Source organism: Blautia sp. KLE_1732_HM_1032, from assembly GCF_025147905.1.
GTDB classification, from domain to species: Bacteria; Bacillota; Clostridia; order Lachnospirales; family Lachnospiraceae; genus Blautia_A; species Blautia_A fusiformis.
This window is the reverse complement of the sequence record NZ_CP102266.1, coordinates 74743-90000: the sequence shown is the minus strand read 5'-3', so window position 1 is coordinate 90000 and position 15258 is coordinate 74743. Positions and strand designations below refer to the sequence as shown.

The following is a 15258-nucleotide window of genomic DNA, read 5'->3' as shown; positions in this document are numbered from 1 at the left end:
GATAATCATCATTACTGCGAATCTCCAGGGCAAAACCTCTCTCATCCACAACAGGAAGCCCCATAAACACATACTCATCCAGCGGAATAATATCCTGCACCCTCTTATCACGGATCAGAACAGCCGCGCTATCCTCCAGAGAAACAATATCAAAATAGCCCGGATACGCAAAGCTGTCACCCTCAACAGGCACCACATCCCCTACATGATAAGTCTTAACCTCTTTATCCGCCTTGGAAAGCAGCGCATTCTCAAGGTTAAAATAAAACTCCTCAAAAACATAACCGCCAACCTTCACATCATCCTTCTGGAAATAAGGCTTCTCCCCCTCAGTATCAACCGATTCCACAACACCACATGCAGAAGTCATATGACTCACACGGTCGATCAGGATCAGCTCACCAAGAGTCTTATTCCTCTTAAACTCATCCAGCACAACCTTATCAGAAAGACCGATTTTGCAAAGAGCGATCTCATTCTTCTCGATTGTATCCGCATGCAGATGCTCCCCGGTATTTACATCCGTCTTAAACTCAATACTCTTAACCACACCTGCGATCTTCTTGGTACCAAGCTTCACAAGATACTCCTTGCCCACTTCAAGCCTGGAATCATCCATCCATAGAAGCGTAGCCTCAAAGCCCTTTGCAACAGGAATCTCATTATTATTGGTAAGAACACATCCACGGCTTACATCCACCTCTTTATCCAGCTGGATCGTAACAGCCTGGCCGGCAACAGCCTCTTCACGATCGTCACTGCCCACCAGGATCGTCTTAACAGCCGCTGTCTCGTTGCTTGGGAGCGTTGTGATAATATCGCCTACATGAACCCGACCACTCTCGATCTGGCCCTGGAAACCGCGAAATTCATGATTTGGACGAGAAACACGCTGAACAGGCAGATAAAACTCGCTGACATTCTCAGCCTCTGAAACATCCACAGTCTCAAGATGCTCCAGAAGAGCTTTCCCCGTATACCAAGGCATATTCGGAGACTTCTTCGTTACGTTATCACCCTCTGTAGCACTGACAGGAATGATCACAACATCCTGAAGCCCCAAAGTCTCAGAAAGCTCATTGATATCCTTTACGATCTCATTAAAACGGCTCTCACTGTAATCAACAAGATCCATTTTGTTAACAGCAAATACAAAATGATGGATACCCATCAGAGCGCAGATACGCGCATGACGCCTTGTCTGCACCAGAACCCCCTGCTTCGCATCCACAAGAATAATGGAAAGCTGAGCAAAGGAAGCTCCAACCGCCATGTTCCTTGTATACTCCTCATGTCCGGGAGTATCCGCAACGATAAAGCTTCTTTTATCGGTTGTAAAATAACGATACGCAACATCAATGGTGATTCCCTGCTCACGTTCTGCCATTAGGCCATCCAGAAGAAGAGAATAATCAATGGCACCACCTCTGGAACCTACCTTGCTGTCCAGAAGAAGGGCTTTTTCCTGATCCGCATATAAAAGCTTGGAATCATAAAGAATATGACCGATCAGTGTAGATTTTCCATCATCTACACTTCCGCAAGTGATAAATTTCAGTAATCCGCTCATCCTAGAAGTACCCCTCTCTCTTTCTTTTTTCCATACTTGCAGCTCCGCCGTCGGAATCAATAACACGTGTGGTTCTCTCAGATTCCACAGAGCTTAAGGTCTCATCAATGATCTCGTCCAGTGTCTCCGCGTCAGACTCGATACCACCTGTCAGAGGATAGCATCCGAGAGTACGGAAACGGACCTTTTTCATCTGCGGCTCCTCCCCCGGGTTCAGGCGCATTCTGTCATCATCCACCATGATAATATTGCCGTCTCTGTATACAACCGGACGCTCTTTTGCAAAATAAAGAGGAACGATCGGGATATTTTCTCTCTTAATATACTGCCAGATATCCGTCTCAGTCCAGTTGGAAATCGGAAAAACACGGATGCTTTCGCCTTTATTGATCTCCGTATTATAAAGCTTCCACATCTCCGGACGCTGGTTCTTCGGATCCCAGGCCTGCTCTGCATTACGGAAGGAGAAGATACGCTCTTTTGCACGGCTTTTCTCCTCGTCACGACGACCGCCGCCAAAAGCAGCTGTGAAACCATATTTCTTAAGAGCCTGCTTCAGTGCTTGCGTTTTCATGATATCTGTATATGCGGAGCCGCTGTCAAAAGGATTGATACCCTGCTTCACACCATCCTGATTAATGTACTCAAGCATTTCGATTCCCAGATTCTTCGCGGTTTTGTCACGAAACTCGATCATCTCTTTAAATTTCCATGTTGTATTTACGTGAAGAAACGGAAATGGCGGTTTCTCCGGATAAAAAGCCTTCATTGCAAGATGAAGCATTACAGAACTGTCTTTTCCTATAGAATAAAGCATTACCGGCTTCTCGCACTCTGCTGCAACTTCACGGATGATATAAATTGCCTCTGCTTCCAGCTCATCCAAATGTGATAATCCACTCATATCTGATCTCATCCTCCTGTTCCGGCCGCCAGAACCGGCAGCACTTATCTTCTGGTCTAATATTTATTCGAATTCCGTCGATCCACATCGATCACGGAGGTAGAACCGTCCGTTTTTGTAATGATCCAGTGAAGGATATCCCCTTCGCTTTTTACATTCATGATACTTCCGTTCCCGCCGATATCCGCACCAAGGAAAAAGTCGATGGCACCGGCTTTACATTCCTTTACACAGGAAACGCAGCCCCAGCAGTTTTTCGGATATTTCATCACGGCTTTTTTGTCTTCCATGACGATCAGGGTTCCCGGACATACTTCACTGCATTTTCTGCAGCCAACACATTTTTTCTGATCAATTCGTATGCTCATATGTGTCCTCCTTTACAATGTCGCGAAAAATCATCCTGATCTCGCCGTTTTCCAGTTTCGAATTTACATATTTATAAAATTTCTCATCTGTTTCCGGATGATCCAGATTTTCGTTAAAAGAATGCCATCTGGTCTCTTTGCGGTTTTTCAGATGAGCGATCAGTGAACGGCACACAATGAGACGCTCACGAAGTTCGTATGCAAACATCAGCTCATGCATATCCGCTGCCGCTGTTTTTTCGGCAAGAGCCTGAAGCTGAAGAATTTTTTCATCTGCAAGAGCAAGCTGCTTCTCATTAAACTGATAATTAGAAGCAATTCCTCCCGCATATTCATCCATGACTTTCTGCATGGCTTCTTCCAGCTCTTCCACGGAAAATGCCGGTGCGTCTTCATTTCGGAACTTTTCGTACTGAGAAAGAATTTCCTCTTCCTGAACCTTAATCTCTGTCTCAGTCTGAACATCTGCTTCCTTCAGAGTTCCGGCCTTAAACTGTTTCACCATATCCAATGCTGCAAGCTTTCCTTCTGCAAGAGCTCCTGTTACATATTTCTGCGGACATCCGCCTGCAACATCACCAGCTGCATAAAGACCTTTCACCGTAGTCTCACGGCCTGTATTTACCCAGTAGCCGCTGGCTGTATGACCGCCTACGATATACGGCTCTGTTCCCTGGATCTCCACATCCTGCTCGCTGGGGCTCTTTCCGCTTTCGATCCATTTCAGAGTCTGGCTCGGTGCCATGTTGAGATAAGCCTTCAAAAGCTCTTCATCCTGTTCCTTCGTGATCCCTGTAGTCTTCAGGTAACACGGGCCGTGGCCAAGCTGATTTTCCCGAACTGTTCCGTAAACTCTCTCGCTTGTGGTCAGTCCGTATTTTGTCTCATAGATCTCGCCAGCTGCATTGATCTGTTTTGCGCCGACACCCTGTGCGATGGTTCCCGTAGGAGCAATGGTATCCTTGCAGCGAAGTGCGATAAAACGCATCTCAAAGGACGTCATCTCCGCACCTGCCAGGATTCCCATTGCATATCCGGCACCTGTGTTAAACGGCGGATACCACATCTTATGTCTGGAAAATCCCGGATTGTTCGGCTTATAAAGTCCGGCCGCTCCGCCTGTTGCAGCAAGAACTGCCTTTGCCCGGATAATGTATGCGGTTTCTTCCATAATAGAGAAACCAACCGCTCCGTAAACCTGTCCGTCTTTTACAAGAAGGTCTGTGATATTTACATAATTCAGAACGTCTACGTTCTCAGCTTTATGAACTGCATCAGCAAGAAGTGGTTTAAAATTTTCACCGTTGATCTTGATGTTACGGTTTCCTCTGGCTACATAATCACCATTTTCATCCTTCAGGATCACAAGCCCAAGCTTTTCCATCTTTGCAGTAACTTCGTTGAAATTCTCCGCTGCTGTAAGAAGAAGGTCCTGCCTTACGATCCCGGCGGCATCCTTTGTTGCATAATCTACATAATCCTGCGGCTTGCGGCCTTTTACAATGTAGGCATTGATTGCATTAACACCTGCTGCCAGACAGCCGCTTCGTCTGATATTTGCTTTTTCTGCGATCAGTACCCTGCCGGCTTTCTGTTCTGAGAGAACCAGCGCCGCATAGCAGCCTGCGGTACCTCCGCCTATGATCAGCACATCTGTTGTAATTTCCTTTGTGTTTAATCTGTTTTTCATACTCATCACTCTGTTATCTGAAGCTCATGTACAGTTACATTTTTCTCTTTATCTACGCCAAAGGCCTTCAACACCGGATTTTCTGCATCCATAAGAGAGAGAATCAGATATTCGATGTTCGGGTCAAATGCAAGTCGTTTATCTTCTTCGGAAGGCCTTGACGGAGACTCCGGATGAGAATGAAAGTTTCCGATCATCTGATATCCGTTCTGACGGATATCCTTGATCGCGCTCAGCTGTTCCTTCGGGTCCATGGAAAAGTGTTCGTTGCTTTCATCGATATTTGTCAGCAGATACACTTTCTCGATGGTTTTTACATCGCCCTCAATGGTCCCGCCCAGAAGGCCGCAGGACTCATTGGGAAGTCCCTTTCTGCAATGGTCTAATATTTTTTCGTAATCTTCTTTTTTTAATTTCAGCATTATCTTCGCAGCCTCCAATGGGTTTCTATACTTATTTATACTGCCTGCGCCAGCAGACACTTTTGACTTCTATATGATCAGTGTTTCAGCTCGCACACAGCCTGCTCATAATCGATCAGTTCTGTGATCGTCGGATCATCGCCGCATACCGGGCAATGATGATTCTTCGGAAGCTTCACGGTACGGAAGGTCATCTTCAGTGCATCGTAGGTGAGAAGTCTTCCTGTAAGAAGATCACCCTGTCCGATGATGTACTTGATGGCTTCCATTGCCTGAAGGCTTCCGATCACGCCGCCCATGGCTCCGATCACGCCAGCTTGCTTACAGGTCGGTACGGCATCCTTTGGCGGCGGGCTCTGGAACGCACATCTGTAGCATGGGCCCTGTCCCGGAACGTAAGTCATCAGCTGTCCCTGGAAACGGATGATCCCTGCATGTGAAAACGGTTTCTCAGCCATTACACAGGCATCGTTGATCAGGAATTTTGCAGGAAAGTTGTCTGTTCCGTCAAGAATGAAATCGTAATCTTTGATCAGATCCATGATGTTGCTGGAATCTACAAAGGTATGATATGTATTTACAGTAACGTCCGGGTTGATTGCTTTCATGGTCTCAGCCGCAGACTCTACCTTCAGTTTGCCGACATCTGCAGTTGTGTGGATGACCTGTCGCTGAAGATTGGAAAGATCTACCTCATCTGCATCCGCGATCCCGATGGTTCCCACACCTGCTGCTGCAAGGTAAAGGGCTGCCGGTGCTCCAAGTCCGCCGGCTCCGATGATCAGAACCTTGGCATTCAGAAGCTTTTTCTGACCTTTTACTCCAACCTCTTTCAGGATGATATGGCGGGAGTACCGCTCAAGCTGCTCATTTGTAAAAGCCATTATCTTGCGCCTCCTCCCATGTAGTACAGGAACTCAACAACGTCGCCGTCCTTTACCTCTGTTTCCGGAACGTCTGCCTTGCTGATGAATTCATCGTTGATAGTTACGGTTACATACTCAGGACTTTCAATATCCTCTTTCTCAATAAGCTCTGTAAGCTTCAGTCCGTCTTCGTACTCTTTTTTATTTCCTGCAACTGTGATTGTCATTTCTCTGTTCTCCTATTCTTCAACTTTTCTTACGATCAGTGTATAAGTTCCGTCTTCGTTGTCCTCGAGCTTCAGAATCTGATGTCCTTCTTCCTTCACGCTTCTCGGCACATTCTGTACCGGCTCGCCATCGTTCATTTTGATCGCCAGGATCTGTCCGTCATCCAGCTCCTCAAGTGCTACCTTTGCTTTTACAAAGGTTACCGGGCAGACCACATCGGTAATATCTACGGTATCATCAATCTTAATATCAGCCATTGTATGCTCCTTTCAAAACTTCCTGAAGTTTTTCAGCGCCTACCCGGTCGATGGTAAATTTAAAACGCTCTCCCGGATTTGCATGATCATCAAAGAACTGGATCGCTGCATCGGTCACTCTGAAAAGCTGCTCCTCAGAGGTGATCAGCGGAAGGAATTCCTGTCCCTTGCTGATGTGATTTCCAAACGTTCCGCCAAAGGAAACGATATATGCTTCGTTTACATCCCATGCATCCACCGGACAGGATTTTGCACATCTGCCGCAGTAGTTGCATTTCTCTGTGTCGATCACCAGCTTGTCATCCTCAAAGGAGATAGCGTTTTCTCTGCAGGCCTTTTCGCAGACACCACAGTGGATACATGCGTCCTCTTTCCAGCTGACCTCAGCTGCTCCCTTGATCCCTACATCATTCTCCTCTGCCTTCAGACAGTTGTTCTGGCATCCGGTAACACCGAATTTGAATTTATGAGGAAGCTCTCTTCCGAAATATCTCTCATTTAATTTCACCGCAATGTCATAGCTGTTGATATTTCCGCTTGGACAGACAGCGTTGCCCTGGCAGGCTGTAACTGTACGGACTCTCGGTCCGCAGACACCAGGCTTGCATCCGCCTTTTGCAAGATCATCCTTTACATCATCAATATCATCTAATTTAATGAACGGGATCTCAACTCCCTGTCTGGAAGTAAGATGTACATATCCGTCACCGTATTTCTCAGCTACCTCTGCGATCTTCTTAAGGTTTTCTGCGGTAAGTGTACCGCCTACACAGGCAAGACGAAGAGAAAAATTATTTTTCTGCTTCTGTCTCATGAAACCACCTTTTTTTAATGTAGCGTAATCTACTTTTGCCATAACGAACTCTCCATTTCTCTGCTGGTGCAGCTCTTAGATTTTATCGGTTATTTTCTATCGCTTGTTTGAAATCTTCTTTTAAATCTTCAATATCTTCAATTCCCACACTGATACGGATCAGATCCTCGAATACTCCGGACTGCAGCTTCTCTTCGTCGGAGATGTGTGCCGCGATGGTGGATTCCGGATGGATCACCAGTGTCTTCGTATCTCCGATATTGGAGATGATCAGCGGGATCTTCAATGAATTAATAATGGAAAAAGCCTTCTCCTTGCTTCCGGTTCTTACAGTTACGATAGCTCCGTAGCCATTCCTGAACTGCTTTTCCGCAATTTCGTGATAAGGGCTTTCTTCCAGTCCCGGATAATTTACTTCAATGTCACCACCCAGGCCCTGTAAAAATCTCGCAAGCTCCAATGCATTGTCACACTGTCTCTGCATTCGAAGTCCCAGGGTTTCCAGTCCCAGGTTATTAAGGAAAGCATTCTGCGGAGCAAGACACGCGCCAGTGTTCCGGAAAAGTCCGTTTCTAAGCTTGGCGATGTATGCAAATGGTCCGAATTTCCGGTATGGAGCAAGTCCCGGATATCGGTCAGGGTCCCATTTCAGACCCTTACCACAGACAAGAATACCGCTGATGGCATCGCTGCTTCCATTGATATATTTGGAAGAGGAATGAACCACAATGTCAGCTCCAAGCTTCAGTGGCTGGATCAGATACGGGGTTGCCACCGTGTTGTCTACGATCAGCGGTACGTCATGCTTATGTGCCACTTCCGCAACTGCCTGGATATCGGTAACATCCAGCTTGGGGTTGCCAATGGTCTCCGCAAAAACAAGTCGCGTCTTCTCTGTGATCTCTGCCTCAAAAGCTTCCGGCTTATTCTCTTTCACATATTTTACAGAAATCCCGAAAGGCTTCAGATCATCGAACAATTCCACAGTTCCGCCATACAGTCCGCAGGCTGCCACAATCTCGTCTCCCGCCTGAAGAATGTTCAGAAACGCATTGGTCAGCGCTGCCATTCCGGAAGCACAGGCCACACTGCCGATCCCATCCTCCAGCATGGTCACTCTCTTCTCAAAGGACTCTACCGTAGGATTGTTGATCCTTGTATAGGAGAAGCCCATTTTTTTATTGTCAAAAATTTTCTCCAGGTCTTCCGCGCTGTCATGTCGGAATGCGCTGCTCTGATAGATTGGAACCTGTGTTGCACCCTGTGGATATTTCTCGTTGGTGCCGTGGAGCAGCCCTGTATTAAAGCCGTATTCGTTCATAGCCTCTTCCCTTTCTTTTGTTGACACTTATATTAACCTACTATTCATAGTATGTCAATAGGAAAACGGGATTAAATGTATTTTTTTGTGTACACAACTATACGACAGCATGATACAATTATAGCAGTTACGATAATCACAGCACCAAAAGAAAGATGCTCGCAGACATACAACAAACCCACATTAAGAACAGGAGGTGATCCTTATCAATATAAACCCAAAGCTCCGAAATATTTTTCACTCTTTATTCAGTCCCATCCTTGATTTCCGCGTTCGGCTGTTCAACATCCTCGCCTTGGGAGGTACTGTGATCAGCCTGATCATGGCCTTTCTCAGCCTCGGGACCGGTTCCTGGGGAAATGTACTGATCAATTTTGCGCTGGTTGCAATCTCCGGAGGGCTTTTTCTTTATTCCTATTACAGTGGAAAATATCAGCGCTGCTACCTGATCACCATTGTCGTGATTTTTCTGATCGTTTTTCCGGTGATGTTTTTTACCAGCGGCGGTTATCGTGGCGGCATGCCGGCATTCTTTGTGTTTGCTATTATTTTTACCGTGCTGATGCTGGAAAAAAGACGCGCTCTGATCGTTTCCCTGCTGGAGATTCTACTTTATATGGGACTGTGTCTGGTTGCATACCATTTCCCGAACACTGTAACTCCTTTTGCCACGGAAGCAGACCGGCTGGCAGATATCCTTCTGGCGTTTGTCTCTGTAAGTATTGTCTGCGGCAGTGTTCTCTATTTTCATCTGAAGGAATATAACCAGCAGCAGCTCCTTCTGGAGGAACAGAATCTGCGACTGCGCTCCCTTGATAATGCCAAGTCCACCTTCCTGACCACCGTTGCCCATGAGATTAAAAATCCTCTGAGTTCCATTTCCCTCCACGCGCGGGACACCTCCGAGCTCCTTGAGGAAGAGCCTCTGGATTTCTCTCTTATGCAGGAAAATCTCCGCACCATTGAACAGTCGGTAATGCGGATTGACCGGATCGTGCTGGATCTGATGGATACGGTTTCCATTGAGCAGGGACGGCTTGCCCTTTCCCTTGTCCCATCAGATCTGTCCGGTCTTTTGTATTCTGCAAAAAAAGACTACTGCAGTCATCCAAGCTCAAAGAACAATCAGCTGGTCCTTACGACACAATCCGGACTCCCGGAAATCTCTGCTGATCCGGAACGGCTGATCCAGGTTGTCACCAATCTGATCTCCAATGCAGAGCGTCACACCCAAAACGGAACCATCACCATTTCTCTTACCGGCGAACCGGGCTGGCAGACCATCTGCGTCTCCGACACCGGAACCGGCATGTCAGAAGAAATGCGAAAAAACGCACTCAAGGGTTATGTTTCCGCTGATAAGGATTACTGGCGGCACGGCATAGGCCTCTATGTCTGTCATCAGATCATCACTGCCCATGGCGGCAAAATATGGCTGAAAAGTAAAGAAGGCGAGGGAACTCAGGTGTTCTTCTCACTTCCGGAGGAGGAATCATAAATGAATGAAAAGAAATCACTTATCCTTATGGTCGAGGATGAAGAACAGGTGCTGAATACCAACTGCCGGATGCTGCGGCGCCGTGGCTACGATGTCCGCACTGCACAGACAGCCGCCGAAGCCTATCATCAGCTTGAAGAACAGCTGCCGGATCTTCTTATCCTGGACATTATGCTTCCGGACGGAAACGGTCTGGATATCTGCCGCCGCTTCCGCGAAAAGACCATGAATCCGGTTCTTTTTCTCACCGGAAAAAGTGATATCCGGGATCGGGTAGAAGGACTTCAGCAGGGAGGCGACTATTATCTCACCAAACCTTATAATTTCGATGAATTTCTGGCCGTGATCCAGATGCTTCTGGAACGCCAGAAACGAATGGAAGAAAAAATAAAAGAAAAATTTCAGTCCTCCCGTCAGATCACCATCGGCAGCCTGCGGCTGGATCTTTCGGATGGCCATGCATATCTCAATAATGCCGACACAGGCCTTACCCGGACCGAATTCTCTCTGCTGCGTCTCCTTGCAGAAAACCAGGAGAAGATTTTTTCTGCAAAAGAGCTCTACGAAGCGGTATGGGGCAGCTGTGCAGGAACAGATACCAGCACGGTACGGCGGCATATCTTTAACCTCCGGACCAAGATCGGTGCCGAAGATACCGATGAGTATGACATTGTCTCGGTTTATGGGAAGGGATATCTTTTTACCTGCCGATAAGCCGGCCTTTTCACGATCGGATAACATATTTCCAGACCTGTACGCAGCTTTCCGTAAATGTCTCTTTTTCTTCACATTTCCGGATATCGGGATCTGTCTGTTACAATGTACTTAACAGACAGATCTTTTTTATTTGTAAAAATTTATGATCAAAGAATAGTAAGCAGCTAACTGCTGCGCAATTTATCAGGAGGTGCCTATGCATAAAAAAATCTTAGTTCTTTTAACAGGCGCGATCGCTCTTTCCATATCTGCAGTCCCGGTCCTCGCTTCTGACCCTCCAACCGATGACGGTCAGTACATCTGGCAGGATGAAAACGGAGATTACTGGTACCGCAATGGTTCCGAGGATGAATATATCGGGGAAGGTAATTATGCCCCTGACCCGGATTCCGGTGAACTGATGGAAGGCAACGATGCCGGCTGGACCGAACAGGACGGTTATTTTGAGCCTCATTATTATTATGAGGACGGCAGTGTGTGGCTGGAAGATGCCACCGGAACCACATATATTGGCTCCAGAGATAAATATTATATTGATGACTACGGTAATCTTCAGGAATATTCCGATTCTGAAACTGATTCCTCCTCCGGAGATTCTTCAGAAGAATCCTCCGATACCAGTGGAAACTCCTCCTCGCAGGATTCCGATTCTTCATACCCAAATTCCTCTTCCGATACAAACACGGAAGATTCCTCTGAATCGGAAAAGCGCGGCGAGCTTCATATGCGGGTTGGATTCCCTGCCGATGATACGATCAGAGAATCCATGCCCGAAAAAGAAGGTTATTTCGAGCAGCGTTCCGTAAATGGCGGAAAAAGCACTGCCTTTGTTTTAAAAGTACCGAATTCCTCTCTGGAGGATTCTTCCCTGAAGGGTTTTCTGGCAGAATACTATCCGGTAAAGGGTGAGATCATCACCAAAAAAGATCTTACCTTTGAATCTTATCCTGCCACGAAATATCAATACTTAACCGAAGTCAACGAAGAAGAAAAAAATGTAGATGCTCTTGTATGCCAGACTGACGATTATACATTCGGACTTTTTGTCCTGACTCCGTCAGACACCTATGATAAGGCCGCCGAAAAGGAAGCCACAGAGCTGATCAAATCCATAGATTTCGTTTACGCAGAGCGTGTGGATATGGCCATGACGGATTACTTCCAGGTCCTCACTCCGGAGCGTTGGAAATATCTCTGCCATTATGAAACAACCGAAACCGAAAATGGTGGATATAAACTGACTTATTACAATGAGGATGTTCCTGTACTGACTCTGGAAGCCAGATATTACGATGGCGAAGACCAGCCTCTGGACAGTGTATGGCAGGGCTATCTCGGCCGTATCGAAACCGTCGACGGCAAAAAATACGATCTTCTGTCCACCATCAGCCAGTACTCCAAGGACGCCTCTGATGAATGGAAGGAAATGTATGACACTTATCTGGATGTCATAAACGGGATCCGTATAATGGACGGCTGTTCCCTGACCGAAGGAAGCCATGCCTGATCCCTTGTGATTCACAATATTTACATAAAAGAAGCTGCAGACTCTGTTTTTTCACTGTTCTGCAGCTTCTTTGTGTTATTGTGTCCAACTATATCTTCTGCTGTCTATCCTTCGTAAATCTGATCAAAAATCCCTCCATCTGAGAAATGTGTTTCCTGTGCCTTTTTCCATCCGCCGAAATCATCAATGGTGACAAGATTGATGTCCAGGTCAAACACATCGGAGTATTCCTTCAGAATATCCTGGTTTGACGGACGGTAATAATTATCACCGGCGATCCGCTGTGCTTCATCGGAATAGAGATAATTCAGATATTCCTCTGCCACATCTCTGGTGCCTCTTTTGTCTACGACTTTATCGACTACTGCTACAGATGGCTGTGCAAGGATGCTGATGCTTGGTGTTACGATCTCGTAGTCGTCCGGATAATCCTTTACGGAAAGATAGGCTTCATTTTCCCAGGCGATCAGTACATCACCCTGTCCGTTTTCCACGAAGGAGGTCGTTGCGCCTCTGGCTCCGGTGTCCAGGACAAGTACGTTTTTGTAAAGATCTCCGATGAATTCTTTAATTTTGTCCTCGTCTCCGTTATATTTATCTTTTGCATAGGCCCAGGCTGCCAGATAGTTCCATCTTGCTCCGCCGGAGGTTTTCGGGTTTGGTGTGATCACACCTACGTCTTTCTTTACCAGATCGTCCCAGTCTTTGATGTTCTTCGGATTTCCTTTTCTCACAAGAAATACAATCGTCGAAGTATAGGGAGCGCTGTCCTCCGGAAATTCGTCCACCCATCCGTCATCGATGAGTCCTGCATCCTGGATCGCATCCACATCATACTCCAGTGCCAGTGTTACCACATCTGCTTCCAGTCCGTTGGCAACCTCAAGTGCCTGCTTGCCGGAACCACCATGGGACTGTGTGATCTCCACATCCTGGCCTGTTTTTTCCTTCCAGTGTTCCTGGAAGCTCTTGTTGTACTGCTCGTAAAGCTCTCTGGTCGGATCATAAGATACATTGGTGATGCTGACACTGTCCACCGCATAGGTGGTTACGCCTGTAAGGCTTCCAATTGTTGCTATTGCTGCAAGAGCTGCTACTGCTGATTTCCATCTTCTTTTCATAATACTTACCTCCTGTGTTTTGCCTCATGTTTTGTTGTTGGGGCTATTATAAACATGAGTAAGTACATATGAAAACTATTAGATTGGAAACCGTTTTCAGGAGTTTTCGGAATCAGGGATATTTTTGCGGATTTTACAGGTTTTTATGTCTGCTTTTTAGCTGTTATTCATAGATTTCGCACTCTTTTTTGCATATTCTTCATCACCGTTGAAAGATTTTGTGAAAACGCAATCAACCTTGTGAAGTCAGCTCTTCCAGGAGTTTTTTGCGGTAAGCTTCATCTTTGACAGCACGTTTGAGATCTTCTTTGGTCAGTTCTTCTCCATGCAGCTGCTTTTCTTTCATTCTGACAAAAACCTCATCTGCATTTTTCTCTTTAAGATAAACCGGGTTATATCCATTTTATCAGACCCGGACTGAAAAATCACTCTTGTTCTGACGACAAATTCTTCCAGCACTGTCCTCTGTTTGCTAAAAATCTTTCTGCATTCATTCTTCCGAAACAGTTATCCACACTCACCCTGAAAAATCGATCTTTCGGGCGAATGGTTTTCCACATATTCTACAGAAGTTATCCTCGGTAGTCTGCGTGATCCTCTTTCGCCGCCTTCATCTCACAGATAAATATAATCATTCATCACCGGCTGCAGGCCGTGGTCTTTCAGGGCGTTGAAAACTTCGTCCACAGACCTTCCGTCGGAAATCTCAAACTGATCATCACCTTTATCCTCAATATCATCCACATGGCTTCCGATTCCGGTGCTGACACCTGCAGAGATCTTGGTTGCTGCGATATTCACCAGATTGTCACGGACACGCTCACACTCTCTGGTGGATACAGTAATACTTGCAAACGGCATAAACAGACGATATGCACAAACTACCTGCAAAAGCTGCGGTTCGTGTACATCCTTCGGGTTGATCCTGTCGTTGTTGATGATCGGACGAAGTCTCGGGCAGGAAAAAGCGATCTCTGCGTGTGGATATTTTCTCTGCAGAAGATATGCATGATATCCCGTTGCAAAAGCATCCTTGCGGAAATCATCCAGTCCCAGAAGTGCCGCAAAACCAACACCTCGCATGCCGCCTTTTAACGCACGCTCCTGTGTATTTAACCTGTATGGAAAAATCCTCTTGTGGCCTGCCAGATGCAGAGTTTCGTATTTATCAGAATTATAAGTCTCCTGGAAAACTGTCACATAATCTGCGCCGCATTTGTGAAGATATGCGTACTCATCAGAATTCATCGGATACACCTCAAGACCGACTACCTTGAAATATTTCCGGGCGATCTCACAAGCCTTTCCGATATATTCCACATTAGATTTCGTTTTGCTCTCTCCGGTAAGAATCAAGATCTCCTGGAGTCCGGTTTCTGCAATGGCTGCCATCTCTTTCTCGATCTCATCTGCATTCAGCTGTGCGCGGCGGATCTTGTTGTGGCAATTAAATCCACAGTAAATACAGTAGTTCTCACAGTAGTTTGCAATGTAGATCGGTGTAAACATGCAGATACTGTTTCCAAAATGTTTCCTTGTTTCGATCCGTGCAGCCTGTGCGATTTCTTCCAGAAGAGGCAGCGCTGCCGGTGAAAGCAGTGCTTTAAAATCCTCCGGTGTACGGTTGTCATGAACAAGCGCTCTCCGTACATCCGCTTCTGTGTACTTATCATAATCATATGCGTTCATTGCGGAAATAACCTGATCCATCACATCAGACTCTTCCAGCTGTTCCATATCCGGAAGGTACTTCATGTGGTCGATACGATTCTTTTTCATGTCTTCCAGAATTTCTTCATTTACGATACTTTCATTAAAATGGCCGTCCTGCTGACTGGCCTGTACTGTCTCTGCCATTACTCTTATGTCGCTCCTCTCATATATTGCAGCAATACTCTGGTCCTCACTGCTGCATATCTGTAAACTCAATTTCGATTGAAACCAGACAATACCTGTGTTTCACTACACAGGCAGC

At 46.3% G+C, this 15258-nt stretch carries 15 protein-coding genes (1 of these 15 only partly in view); 3 read left to right on the top strand and 12 right to left on the bottom strand.

Annotated features, from left to right (window positions below; all coding sequences use genetic code 11):
• The 10 genes from NQ489_RS00365 to NQ489_RS00320 form a co-directional block, all read right to left on the bottom strand.
• Positions 1-1570 carry the 5' portion of a sulfate adenylyltransferase subunit 1 gene (locus NQ489_RS00365; RefSeq protein WP_021650456.1) on the bottom strand. It extends 116 nt beyond the left edge of the window, so 1570 of the gene's 1686 nt are visible here — the first part of the coding sequence; its start codon is at positions 1568-1570; its stop codon lies off the left edge, out of view.
• Position 1571: 1 nt separating this feature from the next.
• The gene (gene cysD / locus NQ489_RS00360; protein WP_044960765.1) at positions 1572-2474 is read right to left on the bottom strand and encodes a sulfate adenylyltransferase subunit CysD; all 903 of its coding nucleotides are present in this window, start codon (positions 2472-2474) and stop codon (positions 1572-1574) included.
• 56 nt (positions 2475-2530) lie between these two features.
• On the bottom strand, positions 2531-2842 hold the full coding sequence (locus NQ489_RS00355; protein WP_015526617.1) for a 4Fe-4S dicluster domain-containing protein: 312 nt from the start codon (positions 2840-2842) through the stop codon (positions 2531-2533).
• Positions 2826-4532: an adenylyl-sulfate reductase subunit alpha gene (locus tag NQ489_RS00350; protein ID WP_044960768.1), complete on the bottom strand. Its 1707-nt coding sequence runs from the start codon at positions 4530-4532 to the stop codon at positions 2826-2828. The genes NQ489_RS00355 and NQ489_RS00350 overlap by 17 nt, the downstream gene beginning before the upstream one ends.
• Before the next feature lie 5 nt (positions 4533-4537).
• On the bottom strand, positions 4538-4954 hold the full coding sequence (locus NQ489_RS00345; protein WP_022426720.1) for a M67 family metallopeptidase: 417 nt from the start codon (positions 4952-4954) through the stop codon (positions 4538-4540).
• A 77-nt stretch (positions 4955-5031) separates the two neighbouring features.
• Complete coding sequence (gene thiF, locus NQ489_RS00340) at positions 5032-5838, bottom strand: thiazole biosynthesis adenylyltransferase ThiF (RefSeq protein WP_015526615.1); 807 nt, start codon at positions 5836-5838, stop codon at positions 5032-5034.
• Positions 5838-6047 (bottom strand): sulfur carrier protein ThiS, encoded by a 210-nt coding sequence (thiS, locus tag NQ489_RS00335; protein WP_021650460.1) that lies wholly within the window; start codon positions 6045-6047, stop codon positions 5838-5840. Before thiS ends, thiF begins: the two co-directional genes overlap by 1 nt.
• Positions 6048-6059: 12 nt before the next feature.
• Positions 6060-6305 carry a sulfurtransferase TusA family protein gene (locus NQ489_RS00330; protein WP_015526613.1) on the bottom strand — a complete coding sequence of 82 codons (246 nt, stop codon included), beginning with the start codon at positions 6303-6305 and terminating at the stop codon, positions 6060-6062.
• Complete coding sequence (locus NQ489_RS00325) at positions 6298-7161, bottom strand: 4Fe-4S binding protein (RefSeq protein WP_021650461.1); 864 nt, start codon at positions 7159-7161, stop codon at positions 6298-6300. Before NQ489_RS00325 ends, NQ489_RS00330 begins: the two co-directional genes overlap by 8 nt.
• Before the next feature lie 40 nt (positions 7162-7201).
• Positions 7202-8440, bottom strand: a complete 1239-nt coding sequence (locus tag NQ489_RS00320; protein ID WP_022426722.1) for an O-acetylhomoserine aminocarboxypropyltransferase/cysteine synthase family protein — start codon at positions 8438-8440, stop codon at positions 7202-7204.
• Between the two features lie 307 nt (positions 8441-8747).
• Between NQ489_RS00320 and NQ489_RS00315 the strand changes: the two genes are divergently transcribed.
• From NQ489_RS00315 to NQ489_RS00305, 3 genes are all read left to right on the top strand, one after another.
• Positions 8748-9938 (top strand): sensor histidine kinase, encoded by a 1191-nt coding sequence (locus NQ489_RS00315; RefSeq protein ID WP_227945565.1) that lies wholly within the window; start codon positions 8748-8750, stop codon positions 9936-9938.
• Positions 9939-10652 carry a response regulator transcription factor gene (locus NQ489_RS00310; RefSeq protein WP_021650464.1) on the top strand — a complete coding sequence of 238 codons (714 nt, stop codon included), beginning with the start codon at positions 9939-9941 and terminating at the stop codon, positions 10650-10652. It abuts the gene before it with no gap.
• A gap of 199 nt (positions 10653-10851) precedes the next feature.
• Complete coding sequence (locus NQ489_RS00305; RefSeq protein ID WP_021650465.1) at positions 10852-12162, top strand: hypothetical protein; 1311 nt, start codon at positions 10852-10854, stop codon at positions 12160-12162.
• Between the two features lie 104 nt (positions 12163-12266).
• Here the strand turns inward: NQ489_RS00305 and NQ489_RS00300 are convergent, their stop codons facing one another.
• Both NQ489_RS00300 and thiH read right to left on the bottom strand, forming a co-directional pair.
• On the bottom strand, positions 12267-13283 hold the full coding sequence (locus NQ489_RS00300) for a sulfate ABC transporter substrate-binding protein (RefSeq protein WP_021650466.1): 1017 nt from the start codon (positions 13281-13283) through the stop codon (positions 12267-12269).
• Between the two features lie 615 nt (positions 13284-13898).
• Positions 13899-15140, bottom strand: coding sequence for a 2-iminoacetate synthase ThiH (gene thiH, locus NQ489_RS00295; RefSeq protein WP_021650467.1), 1242 nt, complete (start codon positions 15138-15140; stop codon positions 13899-13901).
• Positions 15141-15258 lie beyond the last annotated feature (118 nt).

Bases quoted from the DNA above. Each gene is read 5' to 3' on its own strand.
- cysD (WP_044960765.1), bottom strand. From the start codon at position 2,474: ATGAGTGGATTATCACATTTGGATGAGCTGGAAGCAGAGGCAATTTAT.
- thiF (WP_015526615.1), bottom strand. From the start codon at position 5,838: ATGGCTTTTACAAATGAGCAGCTTGAGCGGTACTCCCGCCATATCATC.
- thiS (WP_021650460.1), bottom strand. From the start codon at position 6,047: ATGACAATCACAGTTGCAGGAAATAAAAAAGAGTACGAAGACGGACTG.
- NQ489_RS00350 (WP_044960768.1), bottom strand. From the start codon at position 4,532: ATGAAAAACAGATTAAACACAAAGGAAATTACAACAGATGTGCTGATC.
- NQ489_RS00330 (WP_015526613.1), bottom strand. From the start codon at position 6,305: ATGGCTGATATTAAGATTGATGATACCGTAGATATTACCGATGTGGTC.
- NQ489_RS00325 (WP_021650461.1), bottom strand. From the start codon at position 7,161: ATGGCAAAAGTAGATTACGCTACATTAAAAAAAGGTGGTTTCATGAGA.
- NQ489_RS00345 (WP_022426720.1), bottom strand. From the start codon at position 4,954: ATGCTGAAATTAAAAAAAGAAGATTACGAAAAAATATTAGACCATTGC.
- NQ489_RS00310 (WP_021650464.1), top strand. From the start codon at position 9,939: ATGAATGAAAAGAAATCACTTATCCTTATGGTCGAGGATGAAGAACAG.
- NQ489_RS00300 (WP_021650466.1), bottom strand. From the start codon at position 13,283: ATGAAAAGAAGATGGAAATCAGCAGTAGCAGCTCTTGCAGCAATAGCA.
- thiH (WP_021650467.1), bottom strand. From the start codon at position 15,140: ATGGCAGAGACAGTACAGGCCAGTCAGCAGGACGGCCATTTTAATGAA.
- NQ489_RS00355 (WP_015526617.1), bottom strand. From the start codon at position 2,842: ATGAGCATACGAATTGATCAGAAAAAATGTGTTGGCTGCAGAAAATGC.
- NQ489_RS00305 (WP_021650465.1), top strand. From the start codon at position 10,852: ATGCATAAAAAAATCTTAGTTCTTTTAACAGGCGCGATCGCTCTTTCC.
- NQ489_RS00320 (WP_022426722.1), bottom strand. From the start codon at position 8,440: ATGAACGAATACGGCTTTAATACAGGGCTGCTCCACGGCACCAACGAG.